Source organism: Mucilaginibacter sp., assembly GCF_039935595.1.
In the GTDB taxonomy this organism is placed as follows: domain Bacteria; phylum Bacteroidota; class Bacteroidia; order Sphingobacteriales; family Sphingobacteriaceae; genus Mucilaginibacter.
In genome coordinates, this window is record NZ_JBDTJZ010000213.1 from 1 (window position 1) to 26,061 (window position 26,061).

Below are 26,061 nucleotides of genomic sequence, written 5' to 3' on the forward strand. Positions count from 1 at the left end.
GTTTTGAAGAGTTAAAGGATGCGGATGCGGTTACTAAAGCTATTGAAAGCGAAGGAACTGTGTTTGTTATGGTAAATTCTGTTTGTGGTTGCGCTGCTGCCAATGCACGCCCGGCTGCACGCATGGCTGCCCAAAGCGAGAAACATCCTGATAAATTTGTAACAGTTTTTGCTGGTATGGAAGCTGAAGCGGTAAACAAGGCCCGTGCCTACATGCTGCCTTATCCTCCGTCATCACCGGCTATGGCTTTGTTCAAAGACGGTAAGCTGGTTCATATTATTGAGCGCCATCAAATTGAAGGCCGCCCGGCCCAGATGATTGCCGATAATCTTATTGGTGCGTTTGAACAATATTGCTAATAGCCTATAGTTGATAGATCATGGTTCATGGTAATTTTACCATGAACCATGATCTATCAACTATGCCTTCTATTCTAATCTCTTCAATTTAATATTCCTGTACATCCAGATCCAATATATAATTGCCAAACTCATTTTGGTTGCTAAAATGTATGCCTGATCAGGCTACCGTAGTGCATTATTAATAATTGTTATATCAAAATATAGAGGAATCTGCGTTAGCGGCAACACCGCTACAATAAATTTATAGCAGCATTTGTAACATACCGATTACTTTATTGTCTTTTTATTTGTTTAAAAGTCTTATTTTCGCTTATAACAACTGATCTTATATGATAAAGAAAAACTATGCTGCCGGTATAATAATCGGTATACTATTGGCAACCGTTTCAATAACTCCTGCAAAAGCACAGCAAACAACTACTAGTGCACCGCCTGTTTATCGCGCTACTTCAACACGTATAAATGATCTAATACATACCAAATTGGACGTTCGGTTTGATTACGCCAAACAATACCTATATGGTAAGGAATGGGTGACCATTAAGCCGCATTTTTATCCTACAGATAGTTTAAGGCTTGATGCAAAGGGGATGGATATAAAAAATTTATCTCTGGTGCAAAATGGCAAAAACGTACCGCTAAAATATACTTATGATAGCTTAACACTGGCTATTAAGCTGGACAAAACTTATAGCAACAACGAAAAGTACACTATATATATTGATTATACTTCAAAGCCTAACCAACTTAAAGTTAAAGGCAGCGCTGCTATTAACGATGCCAAGGGTTTATATTTTATTAATCCGTTAGGCACTGAAAAGGATAAGCCAACGCAGATATGGACGCAGGGTGAAACCGAAAGCTCGTCAGCCTGGTTTCCTACTATTGACAGGACTGAGCAAAAAACAACAGACGAAATTAGTATGACCGTTCCGGCCAAATATGTTACCCTTTCAAACGGAAGACTGGCAGCACAGAAATTAAATGCAGACGGTACACGCACCGATACCTGGAAAATGGAATTGCCGCACTCGCCTTACCTGTTTATGATGGCTGTTGGCGATTTTAAAATTTATAAAGACAAATGGCGCGATAAAGAGGTGAGCTATTATCTTGAACCTAAATATGCGCCATATGCCAAAGAGATTTTTGGTCAAACCCCTGAGCTTATTGATTTTTATTCAAAAACCCTGGGTATAGATTACCCGTGGAATAAATATTCACAAATTGTGGTGCGCGATTATGTGAGCGGAGCCATGGAAAATACCACAGCTACATTGCATGGCGAATATGTGCAATTAACACACCGCGAATTACTGGATGCCTATTATGACCAGGGGCGCAGCACTATTGCACATGAGCTTTTTCATCAATGGTTTGGCGACTATGTTACCGCAGAAAGCTGGAGCAACTTAACGGTAAATGAATCATTTGCTGATTTTAGCGAAATGCTTTGGGCCGAACATAAATATGGGCAGGACGAAGCCGATGCACATAGCTATAGCGCCATGCTGAGCTATCTGCGCGACCCGGATAACAAAACCAAAAACCTGGTGCGCTTTTATTATGACGATAAAGAGGATATGTTTGATGCCGTTACTTATAACAAAGGCGGGCGCATATTAAATATGCTGCGTAACTACCTGGGTAAAGACGCTTTTTATAAAGGATTAAATATCTATTTAAAAACAAACGCTTTTAAAGCAGGCGAGGCACAGCAATTACGTCTGGCACTTGAAGAAGCAAGCGGACGCGACCTTAACTGGTTTTTTAACCAATGGTATTATGGCGCGGGCAACCCCGAACTAAAAATTACCTATAAATGGGATGAAGGTACTAAAACCCAAACCGTTTACCTGCAACAATTACAAAAGGGCCAAACATTTACTTTGCCTATGGCTGTTGATATTTATGTAAACGGAAAAAAAGAGCGTCACCTGGTTTGGATGCGTCGCGCCGCAGATACGCTAACTTTTAAAACAACTTCAAAACCAGATCTGGTAAATGTAGACGGAGATAAGGTTTTATTGGCAGAAAAATCAGACAATAAAACCCTGAGTGAATATGTTTACCAATACTTTAACGCGCCGCTATACCTGGATCGGTTTGAAGCCATTGATGCAGCTTTAGCCGTACAGAATGACAAAGAAGCCCAGCGTGTATTAATTGCCGCTTTAAAGGATAAGTATTATGGCCTGCGCATTAAGGCTATAAAGGGGTTAAATATGGCCAATGACGATGTGCGCAATGCGGCCCAGTCAATTTTAACATCATTGGCCCAAACTGACGACAATACCCTGGTGCGGGCAGCAGCTTTAAATATATTGGCTAAATTAAAAGTGCCCGGAAACATGCCATTGTTTAAACAAGCGTTAAACAGCGAATCATACGCTGTACAAGGGGCGGCTTTAATTGGCATCGTGGCACTTGACCCCGCACAAGGATTTACATTGGCTAAAAACTACGAAAAAGATACCCGTGGCGCATTAACCGCTGCAATTATACATGTTTATGCCACCAATGGCAGTGCAGATCAATGGCCTTTTGTTTACGATGCATTTGATAAAGCCGATATACAAACCAAAGTTACCCTGGTACGTGAATTTGCCGGGATGATAGTCCGTGTTAACAATTCGGCCTATGCACAGCAAGGCATAGCTCAGGTAAAAGATATGGGGGTAAAATACAAGTCGTTGGCAACTGCTATATCCGGTTTGTTGCAAAGCTTAAAAGCGCCGCTAACACAGCATAATGATACTGCGTCTGTACAGGCTATAGACGAAGCTGTAAAAGAACTTGGCAACAAATAAATTTAGTTTAACGCTATTTAACATTTAGCAATAAATTTTTTAATTAATTTAGTTATACCAAATAAACCGCATTATGAAAAAGGTATTATTTTTATTTATGTTGATAGTTGTAGCATCTAAAATTAAAGCACAGTCGTTGCAAACACAAACGTTCAATAATGTGCTGATACATTCAGTTGACACGTTACCTGGCGACTACTTTTCTAAAATGTATTTCAACAGGACCTCTGATAGCCTAAAAAAAGCGCATTACCCGCTGCATTTATTTACCGATTCGGAAAAAAGCAGACTTTTTTTAAACCAATATGCTTATGACTGTATGCCCATTGCTAAATTGAGCGGATACTCGAAAATGCCAATTATAAAACCAAATATTAACTCAAAAATGCCAATATTATATTTGGATGACCCCAATAAAAGATTGAAATTAAAAACAGGGCTAAAGCCGTAAGTGCCTGTTTTAAAATATAAAAAGCTAATAAAAAAATTTTAGAATAAAAACAGTAAGGCTAAACCCACAGCCACGCCATAAAAGCAATTTGTAATTGCCTATCAGGTTTATTTAAGCAGGCGGTTTTTTAATGGGTAGTCGCTATTTAATAATTTGCCCAGGTAAGGTGAATCTAAAGCGTCTTTAAATGCCCTAGCGTGCCTTGGGTGGTGCATATCGCTTGATATAAAATCAATTAAGTTATTATCAACTAATGCTTCGGCCTTTTTTTTAATGGTTTTGCCATAGTAGCCGGTTAAGGATATAGTATTTAATTGCATATTACAGCCCCAACCCCGCAGGTTGGCAATGGCGTCAATATTCATATAAGAATATCTTTCCGGGTGTGCCAATATGGGTTTATATTCTCCCCATTCCATCATTTTTTGTATAACGGTATAAGCGTTAGGTGGCGGGCTCATAAAAGGATATTCAAAAAGCACGTAATTATCGCCCATTGTCATCAGGCTGAGTTTATTAATCATGGGCTCAAAGGTCTCATCAAAATAGTGCTCGGCTGCGGCCTGTATTTCAATGTCAATGCCTTGCTTAACTAATTCGCCTTTTAATAGGATAAGCGCAGCATTAATGGTTTCGGGCGTATTTTTATAAAAATCAGCCATAATGTGAGGGGTAGCAATAATTTTTTTTATTCCCAGCTCCATCATCTTTTTAATTAAAAAAATAGAATCTTCGGGCGTTTTTGCGCCATCATCTATCCCCGGTAAAACATGCGAATGCATATCAACCCCAATAGATCCATAATTTAAAGCTGAACTACTGTTAAACGGATTTTTCTTAAAAAATGAAAACATTATCTGTTACTATATTGCTCTGTATAATAATCCTGGTAATGACCTGATGTTACATCATTTAACCACTCTTCATTAGTCAAATACCAATCAACTGTCTTTTTAAGCCCTTCTTCAAACGTTATGCTAGGCATCCAACCCAATTCTTTTTGGAGCTTGCCTGAGTCAATTGCATAACGCAGATCATGACCTGCCCTATCAGTTACAAAAGTAATTAACTTAGCCGACGCTCCCAATGGCCTGTTTAACTTTTGGTCTAATATAGTACATAATAGTTTAATCAGGTCAATATTTTTCCATTCATTATGGCCGCCAATATTATATGTTGATCCTGATTGTGCCTTATGAAATATCAAGTCGATAGCGCGTGCATGGTCTTCTACCCACAACCAATCGCGTATATTTTCTCCCTTACCATATACAGGCACAGGTTTATTTTGTTTTATATTGTGTATGGCCAGCGGTATCAGCTTTTCGGGAAAATGGTATGAACCGTAATTGTTTGAGCAGTTTGATATAACTGTATCCATACCATAAGTGTCATGATACGCTCTAACAAAATGGTCAGAACTGGCTTTTGAGGCCGAATAAGGCGAATGTGGATCATAAGCGGTTGTTTCGGTAAACATACCGTCTTCGCCCAATGTGCCATAAACTTCATCTGTTGATACATGATAAAACCGGGTTTTATCATATTTGCCGGCCCAGTTGGTGCGCGCAGCATTCAATAAGTTTACCGTGCCTACCACATTGGTCATTACAAACTCCAGCGGGTTGGTTATTGACCTGTCTACATGCGACTCGGCTGCTAAATGTATTATGGCATCCGGCTGCTCATCTTTAAACAGCTGATCGATAAAAACCATGTCTACTATATCGCCTTTTATAAATTTGTAATTAGGTGCGTGTTCAACATCTTTTAAATTAGCTAGATTGCCCGCATAAGTAAGCTTATCCAAATTAATAATAGCATACTCAGGATAGTTCCTTACAAAACGCCGCACCACATGCGACCCAATAAAACCGGCACCTCCGGTAATTATTATTTTCTTCATTCAATAGTATATTATAACGGATTACTTGAAATATATTTTTCCCACTCCCAGGCCGACAGCATCATGGTATTAATATCCAATTCGGTTTGCCATTTCAATTCATTTTTTGATTTGGTAACATCGCCCCAAATTTTTTCAATATCACCGGCTCGGCGGGGCCCTATTTGGTAATTTAGTTTAACCCCGGTTGTTTGCTCAAAAGCATTAATAATTTCCAGTACTGAATTTGCATTACCTGTGCCTATATTAAACACATCATAGCCGGCAAACCCATCGGTTGCCATTAACTTAAAGGCAGCAACATGGGCTTTGGCAAGGTCAACTACGTGTATATAATCGCGCAGGCAACTGCCATCGGGTGTATTATAGTCATTGCCAAATACTGTTATTTTTTCGCGCTTGCCAATGGCGGTTTGTGTGATATAAGGCACCAGGTTTTGTGGCACGCCAATAGGCAACTCGCCAATTAGTGCTGATTCATGCGCACCCACAGGATTAAAATAGCGTAGCGAAATAATTTTATACTTACTGCCGGCCGCTATAATATCCTTTAAAACCTCCTCGGCAATTTGTTTAGTATTGCCATAAGGCGATTCTGCGGGCTTAACCGCGGCGCTTTCGGTTACCGGCAAACTATCGGGCTGCCCATAAACAGTACAGCTTGATGAAAATACTAGATTAATAGGTTTGCCATCATAGGCAGTTAAAATATTAAATAACGAATAAAAGTTATTACGATAATATTTTAATGGTTGCTGTACCGACTCGCCAACCGCCTTAAATGCAGCAAAGTGAATTATACCTGAAATATCCGGCTCAGCCAGGGCAAAAGCCTTAACACCCAGCTCGTCTGTTAGGTCAAGCTTGTAAAAGGTCGGCGTAAACCCTATAATTTTTGTAAGCTGGTCTAATATTTTAGGGTTGGAGTTTGAAAGGTCGTCCACTATAATAGGCTCATAACCGGCATTTACCAGTTCAACAACGGTGTGCGAGCCAATAAAACCTAAACCTCCGGTTACTAATATCTTTGCCATTAGCGTTACTGTTTGTTATAATAGGTAAAATCTTTATGTTGAATTTCTTTTTCGGGCAATGATTTAAAGTATTCGTAGGTGATCTTTAACCCCTCGCTTCTTGAAACTTTTGGTTCCCAGCCCAAAATAGCTCTGGCTTTGGTAATGTCAGGGCGGCGCTGTTTAGGGTCATCGGTAGGTAACGGCAAACTTATCATTTGCTGGTCTGTGCCTGTTAATTTGATGATCTCTTCGCCAAATTGGCGTATGGTAATTTCATCCGGGTTGCCAATATTCATGGGTTGTGCATAATCGCTATGCAATAACCTATAAATGCCTTCTATCAGGTCATCTACATAGCAAAACGAACGTGTTTGCGATCCGTCGCCAAACATGGTTAAAGGCTCGCCCCGCAATGCCTGACCAATAAATGCAGGTAGTACACGCCCGTCATTAAGCCGCATACGTGGGCCATAGGTGTTAAATATTCGTACTATACGGGTTTCTAAACCATGAAAGGTGTGATAAGCCATTGTTATGGCCTCCTGAAAACGTTTTGCTTCGTCATATACACCGCGCGGGCCTACAGGGTTAACATTACCCCAGTATTCTTCGGGTTGAGGGTTTACATTAGGGTCGCCATAAACCTCGGATGTTGATGCTATAAGCATCCTTGCACCCTTTGAACGCGCTAAACCAAGCAGGTTATGCGTACCCAATGATCCTACTTTTAAGGTTTGAATGGGAATCTTTAAATAATCTATAGGGCTAGCCGGTGACGCAAAATGCAGGATGTAATTTAGTTCGCCGGGTACGTATACAAACTTGGAAACATCATGGTTATAAAATTCAAAGTTTTCCAGCTTAAACAAATGTTCAATATTACGCAGGTCACCGGTTATCAGGTTATCCATACCAATAACATGATAGTCCTCTTTAATAAACCTATCGCATAAGTGCGAGCCTAAAAACCCCGCTGCTCCTGTTATTAATATTCGTTTGCGTGCCATTAGTTTATCAGTTTCCTCCCGATACTGTTATAATAGTAGCCGCAGTCTATCATTTTTTGCAGATCATACAAATTCCGCCCGTCAAAAATAACTTTAGCTTTTAATAATTTCTCCACCATGTCAAAATCTGGTGTTCTGAAAACCGACCATTCTGTTAATATTAGCAGCGCGTCGGCATCGTTTAATGCCTCATACTGATTTTCGGCATATGCAATTTTGCCACCAAACACACCTTTAACGTTGTTCATTGCTTCTGGGTCAAACGCGGTTATAGTTGCGCCTGCGGCTAGTAATTCTTCAATGATATACAAAGCAGGAGCTTCGCGAATATCATCCGTTTCCGGTTTAAACGCAAGCCCCCAAATAGCAAATTTCTTGCCTTTCGGGTCGCCTTTATAATATTTTTTAACCTTTTCAACCAACACCGTTTTCTGGATGTAATTAACATCCATAACTGCGTTCAGAATCTTAAAATCATAGCTATAATCATGAGCCGATTTTGCCAGAGCCTGTACATCTTTTGGGAAACAACTGCCACCATAACCGATGCCAGAAAACAGGAAGCGTCTGCCAATACGGTCGTCCGCACCAATACCGCGACGCACCATATCTACATCAGCGTCAACCAGTTCGCAAAGGTTTGCTATCTCGTTCATAAAGGATATTTTGGTGGCCAAAAATGAATTGGCTGCGTATTTTGTCAGTTCAGATGACCGCTGATCCATAAAAATAATGGGGTTACCCTGGCGCACATAAGGACCATATAGTTCGGCCATTAATTTACGAGCCCTTTCGTCAAGTGTTCCTACCACAATACGATCCGGTTTCATAAAATCATCAACAGCTACGCCTTCACGCAAAAATTCGGGATTTGATACCACCGCAAATTCTGCGTTTGTATGTTCCGTTAAAACTGCTGTTATTTTATCCGCGGTACCTACCGGAACGGTTGATTTGGTTACAATTACTTTATAATCTGTAATTAATTTAGCTATGTCTTTAGCTGCGCCCAACACATAGCTTAAATCAGCGGCACCATCACCACCCGGAGGGGTTGGTAATGCCAAAAATATGATGCTGGCTTCTGCTATAGCGTCAACAAGTGTGCTGGTAAATTGCAACCTGCCCTGGTTAATATTTCGATGAAAAAGTAATTCCAGGCCCGGTTCGTATATCGGAAGCTGGCCATTTTGCATCTTTTTAACCTTTTGTTCATTTATGTCAACGCAGATAACCTGATTACCGGTTTCGGCAAGACAGGTGCCTGTTACTAAACCCACGTATCCGGTACCAACTACGGCAATCTTCATAAATAATTAATATAATATTTGTTACTACTTTTATGGCGACGAAGATAATAATTTATAACCGAAATGCTGTTACTGTATAATACCGGGTTAAAGCTGTATATGCTGGCTATCTATATCGCTTCCTTTTTTAACAGCAAAGCAAAGCTATGGTTAAAGGGCCGTAAACAAGTATTTAAATATGAAGATAAAAGTATTTGGTTCCACTTTGCATCATTAGGAGAGTTTGAACAAGGACGCCCGGTTTTAGAGGTACTAAGACGGCAACATCCTGATAAAAGGATAATTATTACTTTTTTTTCACCTTCGGGATATGAGATCAGAAAAAATACACCGCTTGCTGATGCCGTTTATTACCTGCCTTTAGATAGCGCTAAAAATGCACAGAAGTTTATAGATACCATTAACCCCGAATTGGCCATATTTACCAAATACGAATACTGGTATCATTATTTTAATGAGCTGCAAAAGCGCAATATTCCTTTATATATTATATCGGGTATTTTTAGGCCCGAACAGATTTTTTTTAAATGGTATGGCGGCCTGCACCGTAAAATGTTAAGTTTTGTAATGCGTTTTTTTGTACAGGACGAACAATCAAAACAGTTATTACAACACATTAATATTACCAACGTTACCATTAGCGGCGACACCCGGTTTGACCGCGTTTGGGCCAATGCACAAAAGCCCAAACCCCTACCGGAAATTGCGGAATTTGTTAACAGCAGAAAGGTGTTTATTGCCGGTAGCACCTGGCCCGAAGATGAAAAACTATTAGCCGGAATAATTAAAGATTACCCTGACTGGAAATTTATAATCGCCCCGCATGAAATAAACGAGGATAGGATAAATAATCTTATCCATTTATTCCCATCAAACTCAGCTATCAAATACTCTCAATTCAAATCTCAGATCTCAGATCTCAGATCTCAAATCTTAATTATTGATAACATTGGGATGCTGTCCTCTTTATATCAATATGGCCAAATTGCTTATATAGGGGGTGGGTTTGGCGCGGGCATACACAATACACTGGAAGCCGCCGCTTTTGGTTTGCCGGTTATATTTGGGCCCAACTATTCAAAGTTTAAAGAAGCACGTGACATTATTACTTTAAAAGCCGGCTTTAGTATTGCCGATAAAACCGAATTAGCAGTTGCCGTTAATGCGTTGGTAAATGATGAGCAATTTTATACTTATGCCCATAAGCAAATTAAAAAGTATGTGGAAGAGCATACAGGAGCTACCCATACCATTATTGAACACATCAATATTAATAACCAATAGATAAGTTATATTTGTTGCTTAACCCCCTTAGGTAATAAATGAAGGTTGCCGGTTTTACTTTTATCAGGAATGCTGTAAAAAATGATTATCCTATTGTAGAGGCAATAACGTCTATACTACCCATTTGCGACGAGTTTATTGTGGCTTTGGGAAACTCTGAAGATGAAACCGAACAATTGATCAAAGGGATCGGATCGCCCAAGATAAAAATAATAAATACTACCTGGAACGAGAGCATACGCAATGGTGGTGCCGTTTTTGCAGACGAAACCGATAAAGCCTTCGCTGCCATATCGCCCGATGCCGACTGGGCCTTTTACATACAGGGCGATGAGTGTGTACACGAAAAATACCTGCCCCTTATTAAAAAGGAGATGGAGGATAATTTAAACGACCCTAATATTGAAGGGCTGCTATTTAAATATCTGCATTTTTACGGCTCGTATAATTATTACGGACATTCGCGCCGCTGGTACCGCCGGGAAATACGCGTAATAAGAAATAATAAAGCTGTACATTCTTACCGGGATGCGCAAGGCTTTAGATGGGAGGATCGGAAAATAAACGTTAAACTGATTGATGCTTATATTTACCATTACGGCTGGGTTAAACCGCCATCGGGCTTAACCAATAAACTGCGTAACTTTAACAGGTTTTATCATGATGACGACTGGATGGCCCAAAACCTGCCTGATACATTCGAGTTTGATTATAGCCATAAAAACCCCGACAGGCTAGTCTCTTTTACAGATTCGCATCCGGCGGTAATGCAAAAGCGTGTTGCATCCATTAACTGGAACCTGAATATTGACCTTAATGGGTTGAATAAAAAAATGACCTTCCGCCGTAAAATCCTGCAAAAAATTGAAGATTTAACCGGCTGGCGCATAAGTGAGTATCGTAATTATAAAATAGTTAAGTAAGCGCGTGAGCAAAAAGAGCATATCCATAGTTATACCCAATTATAACGGGCGCAATTTGCTGGAAGCATACCTGCCCTATACTTTTATAGCTATTGAAAATGCCGGGGTAGATTACGAAATTATTGTAGTGGATGATGCCTCGACAGATGCCTCGGTTGAATATATTAAGGAAGCCTTTCCTTTGGTAAAATTAATGGTCAATCCGCAAAACAACGGCTTCTCATACACCTGCAACCAGGGGATAGGTGCGGCACAGTACGAATTAATATTATTGCTAAACTCGGATGTTAAACTAAGCCTCGATTATTTTGAGCACCAATTTAAATATTTTGAGGCCGAGGATACCTTTGGCGTAATGGGCCGTATTATTGATATGGAGGGCGACCATATACAGGATGCAGCCCGCCTGCCAAAATTTAACGGCCTAAAGTTAAAAACGGCTTATTTTTATTATACTGATAAACCTGATGATAAATTATATACTTTCTATTTATCGGGCGCTAATGCTTTAATTGATGCCGCCAAACTAAAACAGGTAGGTGGTTTTTATGAGTTATTTTCGCCATTTTATTGCGAGGATATGGAGCTAAGTATAAGGGCATGGAAAGTGGGTTGGAAATGCTATTATGAGCACCAAGCTATTTGCCGCCACCAGGTATCGGCTAGTACAAAAAACTATAAAACGGCCCAATGGGTAAAAAGTATTTATTACCGCAACCGCTTTTACCTACACGCTTTGCATTTAGACGGCTTGGCGCTATTGGGCTGGTATATTCAAATTACGCTAATAGATATGCTGCCCAAATTGCTTGTCGGTCAGTTTTGGATATGGAAAAGCTATATTGAGTTATTTAAAAACAGTACATTGATCAAACAATATAAAAACCGATTAAAGAACTTGTTGGCCGAAAACAATAGCCAAATAACTATTTTTAATGTGGTGGATAAAATTAACGACTCAGTAGCTAATAAAAACATTACCCGCTTTGATGTATAATGCTTTTGTATTTATATTTATTTAAACGATACTTGAGGCATATATGCCAAACCTATTAGATGTAATTTGTAATTAATTAGACATGGCCTTGAATATTGCCCGGGTTGTAAACGAGCCTGTTTACCCTTTTGAATTTTCAATATGTACATTAGTTACCCGGCACCAGGAGTACCAGGAAATGCTTGCATCTTTTTTAAATAAAGGGTTTGACGAAACTAACTGCGAATATCTTTACATTGATAATACCGCCGACTGTCAATATGATGCATATAAGGGCCTTAACCAATTTTTGCAGCAGGCAAAAGGTAAATATATTATTATTTGCCATCAGGATATTATAGTGCATGACCACGACAGAGAACACCTGGTAAATAAAATTAATGAGATAGAAGCATTAGATAAAAACTGGAGCATATTGGCCAATGCAGGTGGTGTAAATTTTAAATGGATAGCTACTAATCTAACCCAGGCATCGGGCAATCAAATTAAAGAAAAACGCCTGCCCCTTTTAACAAAAACTATTGACGAAAATTTTATTTTGGTAAAAAGCAGCGCCAACCTGGCTTTATCTAACAATCTTTCGGGGTTTCACATGTATGGACCTGACCTTTGTTTAGTGTCCGATATTTTAGGGTTTAATAGTTATATTATTGATTTTAACATCACGCATAAAAGTAATGGCAATGCCGATGCGTCATTTTTTATCAGCAAAAAAGCATTTATTAAAAAGTACAATCATGCTCTAAGGGGGCGGTTTATGGCTACTACTATTACCCGTTTTTATATATCAGGCAATTGGTTTACAGCATGGGTATATAATTTTCAACCCATCAAATTTTTGGTTAGGCAGTATTATAAATTCTTTCGGCATAAAAAACGGTATGTCCCCAAAAAATAAGCGTTTGTGATTTAAACATGGCTAATACTAATCCTTTAAATTTTAAGGTAACAATAATAACCGTTGTTAAAAACGCAGATAAGGTAATTTTGCGGTTATTTAACAGCGTAAGAAAGTGTAAAACAGCCGATGTGGAGTTTATGGTGTTGGATGGATTAAGCACCGACGGTACCATTGACTTGATTAAAAAAAATCTGGACATTATTGATATCTGGAAAAGCGAAGCTGATACAGGGATTTATGATGCTATGAATAAAGCCGTAAAAATGGCACACGGAAAATGGCTGATTTTTATGGGTGCCGATGACGAGCTTTTAGAGGGGTTTGAGCAAATTATATCGTTGTTAAGTGATCATGATGCGGTTTACTATGGCAAGGTGTTTTTTCATAATACAATAGTTACCGGCAAAATTGAGAACGATTACAGATTAACCAAAACAAACATTTGCCATCAGGCTATATTTTACCCTAAAAGCGTTTTTAAAAAATATAGCTATGAAACGGAGTATATAAAATGCGCCGACTATGTTTTAAACCTTAAATTATGGGGCGATGATGATTTTAAATTTATTTACTGCGATTATTTAATAGCCAATTTTCCGCAAGGGGGATTTTCAACCCATACAGCTGATGTTGCTTTTGATACTAACCGGGATAACCTTTTTAAAAAATATTTAAGCCCCACAGCCTATTACCGGCATTTGTATCGTACAACTGGTGCTTTTAATACCCTGCTACGTTTTATATTAAATAAATAATGGCCCAAAACAGGAATTTATTCAGGCTCACACGCTTTATAGTATTAAAGTTGCCGTCGCTGTTTAGATTTTTTTCAAAATTTAAGACCCCTGAAAAAAGAATACTCATTATAAAGACCGATGCCATTGGCGACTACATGCTTTTCAGGAACTTTATAGAAGTTGTAAAAAATGCTCCGCTTTATGCCGGCTACGAAATTGACTTATTGGCAAACCCGCAGTGTAAAGATGTTGCCGTAAAATACGATGCCGGGTTTATTAACCAATTCTTTTTCACCCGGACCGATGATTTGGATTATCAGCCTGCAAAAACACTAAATTTAGGATGGAGGTTGTTTAAAAAAAACTATCATATTATTTTACACCCCACCTATTCTCGCACTTTAATTAACGATGGATTGGTTGGACTTGCTGCAGCCAGGCACGCCATAAGCTTTATGGGGAATACTGAACGTATAACCGAAAAGTACAAACTAAAAACAGATAAATTTTATACGCAAAGGTTTGCCCTGCCTACTGATATTTATTTTGAATTTGACAGGTCGGTCTTTTTCTTTGCAAATGTTTTAGGCCGGGAAGTTAAATTACCAGGACCATCCATAACTTATCATAAAAGCAACACAAAGGGTATTATTATTTTTCCGGGTGCGGGCGTGGTTAAGCGAAGCTGGCCCGCCGAAAACTTTTTGGAGCTTATAAAATTAGTGCGCGCCCAAACCGCTCAAACAATTTATCTTGCAGGTGGTCCTGCAGAAATTGCCATTGGCAGTTATCTGGAGCAAAACCTGCCGCCCCAAACAGTAATAAACTTAATTAATACAACCTCGTTACCCGCGTTAATTGACCTGATAGGAAATGCCACGTTAGTTATATCCAATGAAACAAGCGCCATACATATTGCATCAGCAACGCAAACTAAAACAGTTTGTATTTTAGGCGGCGGTCATTTTGGCCGTTTTGCGCCGTATCCACACCATATAGCATTTAAACCCCTATGCGTATATTATAAAATGGATTGTTACTACTGCAACTGGAACTGTAAATTTATTACAGCCAATAATGAGCCATACCCTTGTGTAAGTAACGTAGCGGTTCAAAATGTTTGGCAGGCTGTACAACCCCTTTTATAGCTACTGTGTAAACTTTTAATCCGCAACAGCATCCAACTAAACGGTTATTGATTAATTACTATTAGATTTGCCTTTTTAAAATTCTTTAATGAAGACATACTTCCGGCTTCTTTCGTTTGCAAACCCTATTAAAAAGTTTGCAATACCCTATGCCTTTACTACTATACTCTCTGTTATTTTTAGTACATTAAACTTAGCCTTACTTATACCCCTCCTAAATTCATTTTATAGCAAAACCGCAGCAGTAATACAAAAACCGGCCCATTGGTATGCTGCTATAGACCAATTTAATTATTACTCGCATTTAGCAAAAACACAATATGGCAAAAGTGGTGCATTAGAATTTGTATGTGCCGTAATTATTGCTTCCGTTTTGCTGGGTAACCTGTTCAGGTATTTGTCACAGCGTATAATGGAAAATCTGCGTATTCACACCTTGCTTAATCTGCGTAAAGCGGTATTCGATAATGTGATGAACTTACACCTGGGTTATTTTAGTAACGAACGTAAAGGTGACATTATCTCGAAGATAGCGTCTGATGTTCAAGTAGTACAATTTTCTGTTACGGGTACTTTACAGGTAGTGTTTAAAGAGCCCTTTCAGGTCATTGTTTTTATCATTGTTTTATTAAGATTATCGGTCCAACTAACTCTCTTTTCGGTGTTGGTAATTCCTATATCAGCCTTTATTATTTCATTAATTGTAAAACGTTTACGCAAGCAAGCAATAGAATCGCAACAATCTTACGGCACAATGATAAGCTACCTTGATGAAGCATTATCTGGGATAAAAGTCATTAAGGCCTTTAATGCCGTAGGTTTTATTAAAAACAAGTTTAATGACGAAAATAAAAATTACTCCCGAATTATTAGGTCTATGGCTAAACGCCAACAACTTGCTTCTCCTGTTTCCGAATCGTTGGGGATCATGATGGTTACCGGCATAGTATTGTATGGTGGCAGTTTGGTAGATAAGAACCTATTAGATCCCTCTGTATTTATAGGTTTTGTAGCTATATTCTCGCAGGTATTGCGACCTGCAAAAGCAATTTCTGATGCATTCAGTAATATCCATTCGGGTATAGCTGCGGGTGAGCGTGTATTGGCATTGATAGATGAGAAACCATTGATAAAAGACGCTCCGGATGCCACTGCAATAACTGCATTTAATGAAGGCATACATTTTAAAAATGTTTCTTTTGCATACGAAGAAAAGCCCATTTTATTGGGTATTAATTTGACCATACCTAAAGGAAAAACCGTGGCATTGGTTGGCCCATCAGGAGGAGGGAAATCCACCTTAATGGACCTGATTCCAAGGTTTATTGAACCTCAATCTGGCGAAATATTTATTGATGATAAAAATATAAACACGGTTACCGCAGAATCGCTAAGGGCTTTAACCGGTTTTGTTAACCAGGAGTCTATTTTGTTTAATGACACTATTTATAACAATATAGCTTTTGGCAAATCAGATGCAACGCCTGAGCAGGTTGAAGCGGCAGCCCGCATTGCCAACGCCCATAATTTTATAATTGAAACCGAAAACGGCTACCAAACCAATATTGGCGACCGTGGTACTAAATTATCGGGCGGGCAACGCCAGCGGATATGTATAGCCCGCGCGGTATTGAATAACCCACCAATTATGTTGCTGGATGAGGCTACATCAGCGCTGGATACCGAATCGGAAAAATTGGTGCAGGAGGCGTTGAACAACCTGATGAAAAACCGTACTTCGCTAATTATTGCGCACCGTTTAAGCACAGTTCAAAATGCTGATAGCATTGTTGTTTTAGAAAACGGCAGGATAGTTGAACAGGGTACGCACGCAGAATTATTAAAACATAACGGCGTATACAAAAGGCTTATTACCATGCAAACTTTTGAAAGCTAACCGGCTGCCTAACTAAAAAATGCTGTTTCTTTCGCTAATACTTCATTGGCCAGGCCTTCATCATTTTTATGGAATACGCATACATCATAATAAGGGAAAGCGCTTTCCTTTTTACGCATATAGTTATATAATTGTGTTATTGTTGCTGTATTATCTATAGTAAGGCTTAGTAACAACTTCCCATAATTATCATAAAACAATGCCGTGTTATAGCCCAGGTTATGCAATGAAGCAAATATGTCTGTCCCATTTTCACCTTGTTCTTCTAAATAAACGGCGTCGTATTCAAAAAATATAACGGGTTTTTGTTCTTTTATAAATCCTAAGCTACCGCGTAAAATTTTAAAATCAAATCCATCGGTATCTATCTTCAGCAGTTTAATATTTTGCAGGTTATTTTCGGTAGCCAGGTCATCTAACTTTGTAACTTGTATCTGTGTGCCGCTATTTTTATTTAAACGTGCGGTACCGTCGGTCACTTCGGTTCCGCCGTCTAACCTATGGGTAGCTTCGCCCAAAAATGTTTCAAACACGGTTACATCCTTAAATAAGCCCATGTTTTGTTTCAGCATTCCAACGTAAGTAGGTTCCCCTTCTACAGCGTATATGTGCTGCTTAACCCCATGTGAGCGTATTAATGCAACCGTATCGCCAATATTAGCGCCCACATCAATAATGCCATAGGTGGGGTATTTGCTCTCCAAGTATTTTGCAATGCGTGGTAAATTACGCGAGTAATACTTGTTATACTTTAAGTTATCTTCTACAGGGTGTATGCCATTAGCCAACAAACTATAATTTCCAACCTGCACCTGCTTAAACAGAGGTTGTTTCTTTTTTATCCCTAATAGTTTTCTTAATTTCATTGTATATAATTGTTTGATTTAAGGTATATAAGTTAATACAACGTTAAGCAAATCTCTTACCTGTCGAATTCTCTTAATGAAATTTAATCCCATAAATATGCCTTGGGAAAATCGTATGGGACAAAAATGATAAAAAATAATGACAAAGTATTTTATGCCTTGTCTTGATCTTGTTCAGTCGGCTACATCAATAAAAAAGGCTACCGGTATTGGTAGCCCTACAGTTTAAATCAATCAGGAGTGTTTTTAAAACTTAAAGCCCAGCCCTATTTGCCAAACCTGGTTACGGAAGGGTGGTACATAGGTGTTTGCGGCATAATCGGTTTTAGTAAAATCATAAGTGTAACGGCCCCTCAACTCTACGTTTCTGCCCAGATCAAAGCCCACACCGGCAACACCGGCTAAAATTGAACGATCTATCGGGTGTGCATTTTCATAATATTGCTGGTTGGTAACCACAAATCCGTTATCATAAGTATTGGTAGTATTCAGCAAATAGGAGAACTGCGGACCAACATAAATATTAAATATTGGTCCCACCTTAAATTTGGCCAATAAAGGCACGTCAATAAAATTAGTGCGTTGGGTAAAATTACCATTGTTAGTATACGTGGCATGTCCTTTTTGCGAGTATAAAACTTCAGGAGCAAATGATAACGGATAAAGTATTGGTAGGTCAAAAATAATACCGGCGTTAAACCCGGTTAGGTTACTGGTGCTATAGTTCGAGTTGTATGCACTAACAGTATTTGCAAAGTTTACACCGCCGGTAAATCCAATTTTAGGCTCGTAAAAACTATTGTAGGGCCTGGTTTGCACACGTGTAACTGTTGTACGCCTTGTGGATCGACCGTAATAGCGTCTTTGCGCGCTTACCGATCCAACAACCAGTAAGGCTATCGCCATCATAAAAATCTTCTTCATGTGTGTTTCATTTAAATGTTTTATAATTTTTTAGAACATTTTTTTTACTGAAGGTTTATTTAGCAAGTGATTTTTATTATTCGTTTTCATAAAAACGTTTAATAAACGGCATTTTAAATTACTTTTGGATATATGTTATTTGCGGCAAAACACTTTAAAAAGTTTCTTTTTATTTCTTTAAACCTTATTATGTTTTCTGCAGTAGCTCAACAGGAAACCTATATACAAGCCGTTTCGCAGCAAAACCATTGGGTCGATTCTGTTTTTAAACATCTTAACCGTAAGCAAAAAATAGCACAGTTATTTTTTGTGAGAGCACATACCAATAAGGGTAAAGCATATGAAGACTCTGTAGGCCGTGTAATTGACGATCAGCATATAGGTGGGTTGGTCTTTTTTCAGGGAGGGCCGGGCAGGCAGGCAAGCCTGATAAACACCTATCAAAAAATAAGCAAAGTGCCTTTAATGATAGCCATGGATGGCGAATGGGGTTTAGGTATGCGGCTGGATTCGACCATATCATACCCATACCAAATGACGCTTGGTGCCATACAGGACAATACTTTGATATACAAAATGGGCCAGCAAGTAGCTTATGATTATAAACGACTGGGTATGCAAATGAATTTTGGGCCCGATATGGATGTAAATAATAACCCCAACAACCCGGTTATTAACTACCGGTCATTTGGCGACAATAAATATAATGTGGCACAAAAAGGCATTGCTTACATGAAAGGGATGCAGGATGGCGGCATTTTAACTACAGCCAAACATTTCCCCGGGCATGGCGATACTAATGTCGACTCGCACCTCGAGTTGCCTTTATTGCCATTTACCCGTAAGCGATTGGATTCGCTGGAAGAATACCCCTTTCGCGAAGCGATTAAAGCCGGTATAAGCGGCGTTATGGTAGCGCACATGAGTATCCCCGCGCTGGATAGTACCAAAAACCAGCCATCTACCTTATCCAGAAAAATCGTGACCGGCATTTTAAAAGACTCGTTAGGCTTTAAAGGGTTAGTGGTATCTGATGCTATGGAAATGAAAGCAGTGACCAAATATTACCCCAATGGCGAAGCTGAAGTAAAAGCCTTTTTAGCCGGAAATGATATTATTGAACTATCGGAAAACTCAGAGAATGCTATATTAAAGATAAAGAAAGCCATACGCCAGGGCAAAATACCCATTGCCGAGTTTAATGCGCGTGTGAAAAAGGTATTGGCAGCCAAATATTGGTCCGGATTAAATAATTATCATGAAGTTTCTACCGTAAATTTACTTGAAGATCTAAACCGTAAATCTGCTAAAGATCTTGTTCAGGAACTAAGCGATGCAGCAGTTACGGCACTAAAGGGTAGTGCATCATCATTCAGGCTTAACCCGTTTGGAAAAACAGCTATTGTTAGTGTAGGTGTAAGTACGTTTACGCTTTTTCAAAAAGAGTTAGCGATATGGTACCCCGATTGCCATTTATTTACTATTGATAAAAATACATCCCTCGCCCAGCTTAACCAAACATTGGCTATGCTTAAGGATTACGACCAGGTATTTATGAGCATAAACGATACACGCACACGCCCGCAAAGCAGTTTGGATTATAGCTTTGCCGTTAAATCGTTTATAGGCAGTGTAGCTGGTTTTAAAAATTCGGTGGTTAGCGTTTTTGCCAATCCGTACACAATTGCAGGCTTACCCGGCATTGAAAAAAGCGGTGCCTTAATAGTTTGTTATCAAATGAGCGATGAATTGCAACGCGCGGCTGTGAAAGTAATAACCGGAGGATTAAAGCCAATGGGTAAATTGCCGGTTACTATCAATAGTTTGTTTGTTAATGGGGCAGGGATGGCATTGTAAACACTAACTGTTTTCTGACAACATCGTTACTGGTATTGGTGACTATTCTTGCTATCTTTACTAAACCATTATGCAATCAACCTTCAATAAATATAACCTAAAATTCCAGGAAGCATTAGCCACCCTGAACCCCGAGCAACTAGCAGCCGTAAATAAAATGGATGGCCCTGTTTTGGTAGTTGCCGGCCCCGGTACCGGCAAAACGCAGATACTGGCGGCGCGCATCGGCAAAATATTAACCTATACCGATGCCCGCCCCAACGAAATTTTATGCTTAACCTATACCGATGCCGGCGCTATTGCCATGCGCAAGCGTTTGTTTGAATTTATTGGGCCCGATGCCTATCGCATCAACATATATACATTCCATGCTTTTTGTAATGAGGTAATCCAGGAGAACCTGGAATATTTTGGCAAGCTGAATTTAGAGCCTTTATCTGATTTGGAATCGGCTATGCTGTTTCGCGAGTTGGTGGATGATTTCCCGAACGACCATTTGCTGAAGCGTTTTACCGGCGACATTTATTTTGACGTGCCGCGTTTACGTGGCTTGTTCTCTACCATGAAACGTGAGAACTGGGATCAGGCTATGATTGAAAAAGCGGTGCAGGAATACTTGGACGACCTGCCTAATCGCGAAGAATTTATTTACAAGCGTGCCAATGCACCACGAGGTATCAAAATAGGCGACCCCAAGCAAAAAGATATTGATGCCGCGCATGATCTGATGAAAAAACTATTGGTAGCAGTTGGAGAATATCAGCAATATGATGCCAAAATGAAGGCTCGTGGCCGGTATGATTATGATGACATGATCATTTGGGTACTTAAGGCCTTTCGAGAAAATGAGGATATGTTGCGTTTATACCAGGAACGCTATCAATATATTTTGGTAGATGAGTTTCAGGATACCAGCGGGTCGCAAAACGAGCTGCTTAAATTTTTGCTTAACTACTGGGAAACGCCCAACGTTTTTGTAGTGGGCGATGACGATCAGTCAATCTTCAAGTTTCAGGGAGCCAATATGAAAAACATATTGGACTTTGCTAATGATTATGTAAGTACGTTATCTACAATTGTGCTTAAGCATAACTATCGCTCCAACCAGCATATTTTAGATATTTCAAAAGCGCTTATTAATAATAACCGCGAGCGTTTAACCAAGCAGTTATCGCTTGATAAAAATTTAAAAGCATCGCATTCGCGGTTTGAGAATGAGGTTGTTGTACCAGCTATCCGCGAATATGAAAACCCCGGGCAGGAGGTTGTTGACGTAGCCATGCAAATTAAAAAGCTGATAGCCAACGGCACCGAGCCTAATGAGATAGCGGTAATATATCGCAACCATAACCAGGTTGAAGACTTGCTGCAGTTTTTAGAAACGCAAAAAATAGCCGTAAACACCCGCCGTAAAATTGACATCCTGACTATGCCTTTTGGCGAGAAGATCATCAACATACTGCGTTACCTGGCTATGGAGTTGGATTCGCCTTATAGTGGCGATGAGGTATTATTCGAGATATTGCATTACGATTTTTTTAATATCCCGCCCATTGAAGCTGCTAAAGCCAGCATCGCGGTAGCAAAAGAAAACTACGCTACAATAAATAATAATCAGCCTAAAACATCATTACGCAGGTATATCAATGAGATGCGCGCTCCGGCAGCACAGCCCGGCCTTTTTGATGCAACGCAGAATGTGGAGATGAAATACCTCATCAACAATATTGAGTTGCTGTTAACCGAAGCAGTAAGCGTTACCTTGCAACAATTGTTTCAGCAGGTGATAGCCAAAATGGGTATACTGCGTTATATTATGCAGCAGCCCGATAAAGGCGCATATATGCAGGTACTAACCAATTTTTTTGATTTTTTAAAGGATGAGAGCCGCAAAAATCCCGGGATAAAAATAGCTGACCTGCTTGCGATAATTGAAACCATGAAGAGCCACAACATCCGGCTGGATTTGAATCTGGTAATATTTTCTGACAATGGTGTTAACTTTTTTACCGCGCATGGCTCAAAGGGGCAGGAGTTTGAACACGTGTTTTTTATAGGCTGTGATAAAAAGACCTGGGACAACAAGGGTCGCAACACCAGCTTTAGTTACCCGGATACCTTAACACAAGCCGCAAACGATGAAGTGGCGCAAAAAGAAGAAGCCCGCCGCTTATTTTACGTGGCAATTACACGCGCTAAGCAGTGTTTAATGATATCATACGCTAATAAAGATAAAAAAGGCAAGGACCAGGAATCGTCACAATTTATTGGGGAGATATTGGCCGCCACAGATTTGATGGTTGAGCATCCAAAGGTTGGCGAAGATGCCATGCTGGAGTTTTATGCCACCCAGTTTAGCGAAGAGGATAAACCAAAGGTAGAGTTGCTGGATCATAACTATATTAACCAACTGCTGCAAAATTATACCCTGTCGGTAACCCACCTAAATAATTTTTTAGATTGCCCGCTGCGGTTTTATTTTCAGTGTTTAATAAGGGTTCCATCGGGTAAAAGTCCGTCGGCTACGTTTGGGCAGGCGGTACACTGGGCCTTAAATAAGGCGTTTAGATGGCTGAAGGATGATGAGGGTAATTTCCCGTCTACCGAGCAGTTTATGAAAGAGTTTAAATGGTACATGTACCGTAACCGCGACTCGTTTACCAAGGAAGAATTTAAACTGCGGATGGATTATGGCGATAAAATATTGCCGCCATATTATGAGCAAAATATTACTGTTTGGAATAAAGTTGCCGTTACTGAACGTGCTATTAAAAATATTGAGCTTGAGGGCGTACCCATAAAAGGTAACCTGGATAAAATAGAGTTTGAAGGCAAGAACGTGACTATTGTTGATTATAAAACGGGTAAACTTAAAAATGCAAAAAGCAAGTTTTTACGTCCCACCGATGATGCGCCAAACGGCGGCGACTACTGGCGCCAGGGTGTGTTTTATAAGCTATTGATTGATAACGACCCAAGTAATGATTGGGAAGTAGTAAGCACTATTTTTGATTTTGTTGAACCCATTAATGATGGCGAATACCATAAAGAAAAAATAATCATCACCCCCGATGATATAGAAATAGTAACCGACCAGATAAAAACTGTTTACGAAAAAATACAGGCGCACGATTTTAATACCGGCTGCGGTAAAAAGGAATGCGACTGGTGCCACTTTGTTCGCACCAATTTTAAACAGGCCGATACGATATTAGCAATATCGGGGGATGAGGAGGAATAATAACCATAGCAGGTAAGGTCCAATCGCCCCCCTCATCCAATGACCTAATGACACAATGACCAATGACGCACGCAGTGTATGTAACCCCAATGCCATAAAACTGGCATTAAGCACATTACCACAACCTTGCCCTTATTTTTGTGTTAATAGTAAGTTATGGACATAAAAAATATCCGTTTAAGCGTATTGGACCAATCGCCGGTTAGGAAAGGCGTTACTGCTGAACAGGCCGTGCAGGAAACCATCGCGTTAGCAAAATATACCGATGCTTTGGGCTTTTACCGTTATTGGGTAGCCGAGCACCATAACACCGGCAGCCTGGCTGGCTCGACCCCCGAAGTGTTGATAGCTTACCTGGCATCGCAAACCAAACATATACGTGTTGGTTCGGGTGGTGTGATGATGCCCAACCACAGCGCATTAAAGGTTGCTGAAAACTTCAGGATGCTGGAAGCGCTGGCACCGGGACGTATTGACCTGGGCATGGGCCGCGCACCGGGTACTGATCGCATTACGGCGGCTATGCTTAACCCAAGCAACCAGTTTAGGGAGCAGGATTTTGTAGAACAACTGGCCGATCTGGTAAACTATTTTCATGACCGTGCAGATCCGGGTACTATTCAACAAAAAATACGGGCCATACCGCAGGTAAAAACCATTCCTGCTATGTGGCTGCTAAGCTCGAGCGGGCAAAGCGGGTTGTTTGCCGCGCATTTTGGCATGGGTTTTTCGTTCGCGCATTTTATTAACCCGGTTGGCGGGGCGCAGGCCGTTAAAGCATATAAAGAGCGTTTCCAACCCTCGGAAGATCTGCAACGGGCCGAAGCCAATATGGCCATATTTGTTTTTTGCTCGGAAGATGAAGAAAAAATTGCCCAGCATAAAGCCATAATGGATTATCGCTTTATACAATTTGAAAAAGGCATGGGCATACAGCCGTTGGCCTATGCTGATGTAAAAGATGCCGAATATACCCTGCCCGAGCAGGACCGTATACGCTATAACCGACAACGGGTGGTTGCGGGTACTCCGGCTATGGTAAAAGAACGCTTAACCAACCTGGCCGAAAGCTATGGTATTGACGAAATTATAGCCGTTACCATTACCGAAAATTTTGAAGATAGGCTGCGGTCATACGAGTTATTAGCGCAGCTATTTGAGTTGCCAATACCTTTTTAATTATTAATACGTTTATATTTAACGGTCAAATCATTAATTGTATCTTTGCCCGATTATATACATACTCAATAATACCAATAAGTGATCATATTAATATTCTTTTTAGCACACTGGTTCCTGTCGTTGTTTTTTCAAACTTTCTATTTACACCGATATGCTTCGCATAAAATGTACAGTACCAGTAAATTTATGGAACGTGTATTTCACTTCCTTACTTTCTTTTTTCAGGGATCGTCATTTTTAAATCCGCGTGCCTATGCTATTATGCACCGCGAGCATCATGCTTATAGTGATACAGAGAAGGACCCGCATTCGCCGCATTTTTTTACAGATGTCTTCCAGATGATGTGGCGCACCGCGCAGAGCTATAAATTATACGAAAAACGTTTAAAAGAACCCGAGGCGCAATTTGCCGGCAACATTCCTGAATGGCGTTGGTTGGATTACTGGGGATCAACGTATTATTCGCGGTTGTTATTTATGGCTGGTTATACTGCTTTTTACATTGCCTTTGCAACCCATTGGTGGCTATTTTTATTATTACCTATTCAATTTATAATGGGCCCCTTGCATGGTGCTATTGTAAACTGGTGCGGCCATAAATATGGATATGCAAATTTTGATAACGGCGACAAATCAAAAAACACAACCCCGTTTGATTTTTTTATGTTAGGTGAGTTGTTTCAAAACAACCATCATAAACGTCCAAACAATGCCAATTTTGGTGCAAAATGGTTTGAAATAGATCCGGTGTATCCAGTTATGAAGCTTCTGCATTGGACGCATATCATCAGGTTACGTAAGGCCTACCTTTAGCTTAAAGCTAAAGGCAGAAAGCCAAAAGCTATTTACACTATATAATTTTAAAGCTTTAAGCTTTGGTCTTTTAGCTTTAAGCTCTTAACAAAAATGAAAGTATCTGCATTAGCGCAAAATTTGCGTGGTTCTGAAATTATTAAAATTGCCGGCGAGATAAACGAATTAAAGCGCCAGGGACAAAACATTGCCAATTTGACTATTGGCGATTATGACTCCAATATCTATCCCATTCCTGATGAATTAAAGCGGGGTATTATTGCCGCCTATGGTGATAACCAAACCAATTATCCACCGGCTGACGGTGTGCTGGCCCTGCGAGAAAGCGTATCCGTTTTTTTAAAGAACCGCCTGGGTTTAAATTACAATGCTAACGAGATATTGATATCGGGCGGCTCAAGGCCGTTGATATATTCTACATTTTTAGCC

Annotated in this window: 22 protein-coding genes; 15 read left to right on the forward strand and 7 right to left on the reverse strand. The window is 39.8% G+C overall.

The features are described 5' to 3' along the window. The 3 genes from ABI367_RS15215 to ABI367_RS15225 all read left to right on the forward strand — a co-directional run. Positions 1-359: BrxA/BrxB family bacilliredoxin (locus ABI367_RS15215; protein ID WP_462228746.1), on the forward strand; the 359-nt coding region annotated here is incomplete at its 5' end. A gap of 332 nt (positions 360-691) precedes the next feature. Next, complete coding sequence (locus tag ABI367_RS15220) at positions 692-3,172, forward strand: M1 family aminopeptidase (protein ID WP_462228748.1); 2,481 nt, start codon at positions 692-694, stop codon at positions 3,170-3,172. Positions 3,173-3,245: 73 nt separating this feature from the next. Next, on the forward strand, positions 3,246-3,623 hold the full coding sequence (locus tag ABI367_RS15225; protein ID WP_462228750.1) for a hypothetical protein: 378 nt from the start codon (positions 3,246-3,248) through the stop codon (positions 3,621-3,623). A 107-nt stretch (positions 3,624-3,730) separates the two neighbouring features. Here ABI367_RS15225 and ABI367_RS15230 read toward each other — a convergent pair whose 3' ends face one another. The 5 genes from ABI367_RS15230 to ABI367_RS15250 are packed head-to-tail and all read right to left on the reverse strand — an operon-like array spanning position 3,731 to position 8,862. After that, a complete protein-coding gene (locus tag ABI367_RS15230; RefSeq protein WP_462228752.1) occupies positions 3,731-4,477 on the reverse strand; it encodes a tyrosine-protein phosphatase in 747 nt (248 codons plus the stop codon). Beyond that, positions 4,477-5,529: a dTDP-glucose 4,6-dehydratase gene (rfbB, locus tag ABI367_RS15235; protein ID WP_462228754.1), complete on the reverse strand. Its 1,053-nt coding sequence runs from the start codon at positions 5,527-5,529 to the stop codon at positions 4,477-4,479. Before rfbB ends, ABI367_RS15230 begins: the two co-directional genes overlap by 1 nt. An 11-nt stretch (positions 5,530-5,540) precedes the next feature. Then, positions 5,541-6,563: a UDP-glucose 4-epimerase GalE gene (gene galE, locus ABI367_RS15240; protein WP_462228756.1), complete on the reverse strand. Its 1,023-nt coding sequence runs from the start codon at positions 6,561-6,563 to the stop codon at positions 5,541-5,543. 5 nt (positions 6,564-6,568) lie between these two features. Continuing rightward, positions 6,569-7,552 (reverse strand): UDP-glucuronic acid decarboxylase family protein, encoded by a 984-nt coding sequence (locus tag ABI367_RS15245; protein ID WP_462228758.1) that lies wholly within the window; start codon positions 7,550-7,552, stop codon positions 6,569-6,571. Next, positions 7,552-8,862, reverse strand: a complete 1,311-nt coding sequence (locus tag ABI367_RS15250) for a UDP-glucose dehydrogenase family protein (protein WP_462228760.1) — start codon at positions 8,860-8,862, stop codon at positions 7,552-7,554. Before ABI367_RS15250 ends, ABI367_RS15245 begins: the two co-directional genes overlap by 1 nt. A gap of 63 nt (positions 8,863-8,925) precedes the next feature. Here ABI367_RS15250 and ABI367_RS15255 point away from each other — a divergent pair, with 63 nt between their 5' ends. From ABI367_RS15255 to ABI367_RS15285, 7 genes are all read left to right on the forward strand, one after another. Next, on the forward strand, positions 8,926-10,146 hold the full coding sequence (locus ABI367_RS15255) for a 3-deoxy-D-manno-octulosonic acid transferase (RefSeq protein ID WP_462228762.1): 1,221 nt from the start codon (positions 8,926-8,928) through the stop codon (positions 10,144-10,146). Positions 10,147-10,184: 38 nt separating this feature from the next. Further along, positions 10,185-11,069 carry a glycosyltransferase family protein gene (locus ABI367_RS15260; protein WP_462228763.1) on the forward strand — a complete coding sequence of 295 codons (885 nt, stop codon included), beginning with the start codon at positions 10,185-10,187 and terminating at the stop codon, positions 11,067-11,069. A 4-nt stretch (positions 11,070-11,073) separates the two neighbouring features. Next, positions 11,074-12,066, forward strand: coding sequence for a glycosyltransferase family 2 protein (locus tag ABI367_RS15265; RefSeq protein ID WP_462228765.1), 993 nt, complete (start codon positions 11,074-11,076; stop codon positions 12,064-12,066). Positions 12,067-12,148: 82 nt separating this feature from the next. Beyond that, positions 12,149-12,964, forward strand: coding sequence for a hypothetical protein (locus ABI367_RS15270; RefSeq protein ID WP_462228767.1), 816 nt, complete (start codon positions 12,149-12,151; stop codon positions 12,962-12,964). Between the two features lie 17 nt (positions 12,965-12,981). Further along, complete coding sequence (locus tag ABI367_RS15275) at positions 12,982-13,722, forward strand: glycosyltransferase (protein WP_462228769.1); 741 nt, start codon at positions 12,982-12,984, stop codon at positions 13,720-13,722. Continuing rightward, positions 13,722-14,852, forward strand: coding sequence for a glycosyltransferase family 9 protein (locus ABI367_RS15280; RefSeq protein WP_462228771.1), 1,131 nt, complete (start codon positions 13,722-13,724; stop codon positions 14,850-14,852). Before ABI367_RS15275 ends, ABI367_RS15280 begins: the two co-directional genes overlap by 1 nt. Before the next feature lie 88 nt (positions 14,853-14,940). Beyond that, positions 14,941-16,749, forward strand: a complete 1,809-nt coding sequence (locus ABI367_RS15285) for an ABC transporter ATP-binding protein (protein WP_462228773.1) — start codon at positions 14,941-14,943, stop codon at positions 16,747-16,749. Between the two features lie 8 nt (positions 16,750-16,757). Here the strand turns inward: ABI367_RS15285 and ABI367_RS15290 are convergent, their stop codons facing one another. Together ABI367_RS15290 and ABI367_RS15295 are read right to left on the reverse strand one after the other, a co-directional pair. Then, positions 16,758-17,615: an FkbM family methyltransferase gene (locus ABI367_RS15290; protein WP_462228775.1), complete on the reverse strand. Its 858-nt coding sequence runs from the start codon at positions 17,613-17,615 to the stop codon at positions 16,758-16,760. A gap of 246 nt (positions 17,616-17,861) precedes the next feature. Continuing rightward, complete coding sequence (locus ABI367_RS15295) at positions 17,862-18,539, reverse strand: porin family protein (protein WP_462228777.1); 678 nt, start codon at positions 18,537-18,539, stop codon at positions 17,862-17,864. A gap of 189 nt (positions 18,540-18,728) precedes the next feature. Between ABI367_RS15295 and ABI367_RS15300 the strand changes: the two genes are divergently transcribed. From ABI367_RS15300 to ABI367_RS15320, 5 genes are all read left to right on the forward strand, one after another. Continuing rightward, a complete protein-coding gene (locus ABI367_RS15300) occupies positions 18,729-20,396 on the forward strand; it encodes a glycoside hydrolase family 3 protein (RefSeq protein ID WP_462228779.1) in 1,668 nt (555 codons plus the stop codon). 70 nt (positions 20,397-20,466) lie between these two features. Then, the gene (locus tag ABI367_RS15305; RefSeq protein WP_462228781.1) at positions 20,467-23,637 is read left to right on the forward strand and encodes an ATP-dependent DNA helicase; all 3,171 of its coding nucleotides are present in this window, start codon (positions 20,467-20,469) and stop codon (positions 23,635-23,637) included. Positions 23,638-23,793: 156 nt separating this feature from the next. After that, entirely contained in the window at positions 23,794-24,816 is a 1,023-nt protein-coding gene (locus ABI367_RS15310; RefSeq protein ID WP_462228783.1) for an LLM class flavin-dependent oxidoreductase, read from the forward strand. 81 nt (positions 24,817-24,897) lie between these two features. After that, positions 24,898-25,632 (forward strand): acyl-CoA desaturase, encoded by a 735-nt coding sequence (locus tag ABI367_RS15315; protein WP_462228785.1) that lies wholly within the window; start codon positions 24,898-24,900, stop codon positions 25,630-25,632. 93 nt (positions 25,633-25,725) lie between these two features. Further along, on the forward strand, positions 25,726-26,061 hold a 336-nt coding region (locus ABI367_RS15320; RefSeq protein WP_462228787.1), incomplete at its 3' end, for an aminotransferase class I/II-fold pyridoxal phosphate-dependent enzyme.

Coding starts and splice junctions, on each gene's coding strand:
- ABI367_RS15220 (WP_462228748.1), top strand. CDS start 692: ATGATAAAGAAAAACTATGCTGCCGGTATAATAATCGGTATACTATTG.
- ABI367_RS15225 (WP_462228750.1), top strand. CDS start 3,246: ATGAAAAAGGTATTATTTTTATTTATGTTGATAGTTGTAGCATCTAAA.
- ABI367_RS15230 (WP_462228752.1), bottom strand. CDS start 4,477: ATGTTTTCATTTTTTAAGAAAAATCCGTTTAACAGTAGTTCAGCTTTA.
- rfbB (WP_462228754.1), bottom strand. CDS start 5,529: ATGAAGAAAATAATAATTACCGGAGGTGCCGGTTTTATTGGGTCGCAT.
- galE (WP_462228756.1), bottom strand. CDS start 6,563: ATGGCAAAGATATTAGTAACCGGAGGTTTAGGTTTTATTGGCTCGCAC.
- ABI367_RS15245 (WP_462228758.1), bottom strand. CDS start 7,552: ATGGCACGCAAACGAATATTAATAACAGGAGCAGCGGGGTTTTTAGGC.
- ABI367_RS15250 (WP_462228760.1), bottom strand. CDS start 8,862: ATGAAGATTGCCGTAGTTGGTACCGGATACGTGGGTTTAGTAACAGGC.
- ABI367_RS15255 (WP_462228762.1), top strand. CDS start 8,926: ATGCTGTTACTGTATAATACCGGGTTAAAGCTGTATATGCTGGCTATC.
- ABI367_RS15260 (WP_462228763.1), top strand. CDS start 10,185: ATGAAGGTTGCCGGTTTTACTTTTATCAGGAATGCTGTAAAAAATGAT.
- ABI367_RS15270 (WP_462228767.1), top strand. CDS start 12,149: ATGGCCTTGAATATTGCCCGGGTTGTAAACGAGCCTGTTTACCCTTTT.
- ABI367_RS15275 (WP_462228769.1), top strand. CDS start 12,982: ATGGCTAATACTAATCCTTTAAATTTTAAGGTAACAATAATAACCGTT.
- ABI367_RS15280 (WP_462228771.1), top strand. CDS start 13,722: ATGGCCCAAAACAGGAATTTATTCAGGCTCACACGCTTTATAGTATTA.
- ABI367_RS15285 (WP_462228773.1), top strand. CDS start 14,941: ATGAAGACATACTTCCGGCTTCTTTCGTTTGCAAACCCTATTAAAAAG.
- ABI367_RS15290 (WP_462228775.1), bottom strand. CDS start 17,615: ATGAAATTAAGAAAACTATTAGGGATAAAAAAGAAACAACCTCTGTTT.
- ABI367_RS15295 (WP_462228777.1), bottom strand. CDS start 18,539: ATGAAGAAGATTTTTATGATGGCGATAGCCTTACTGGTTGTTGGATCG.
- ABI367_RS15300 (WP_462228779.1), top strand. CDS start 18,729: ATGTTTTCTGCAGTAGCTCAACAGGAAACCTATATACAAGCCGTTTCG.
- ABI367_RS15305 (WP_462228781.1), top strand. CDS start 20,467: ATGCAATCAACCTTCAATAAATATAACCTAAAATTCCAGGAAGCATTA.
- ABI367_RS15310 (WP_462228783.1), top strand. CDS start 23,794: ATGGACATAAAAAATATCCGTTTAAGCGTATTGGACCAATCGCCGGTT.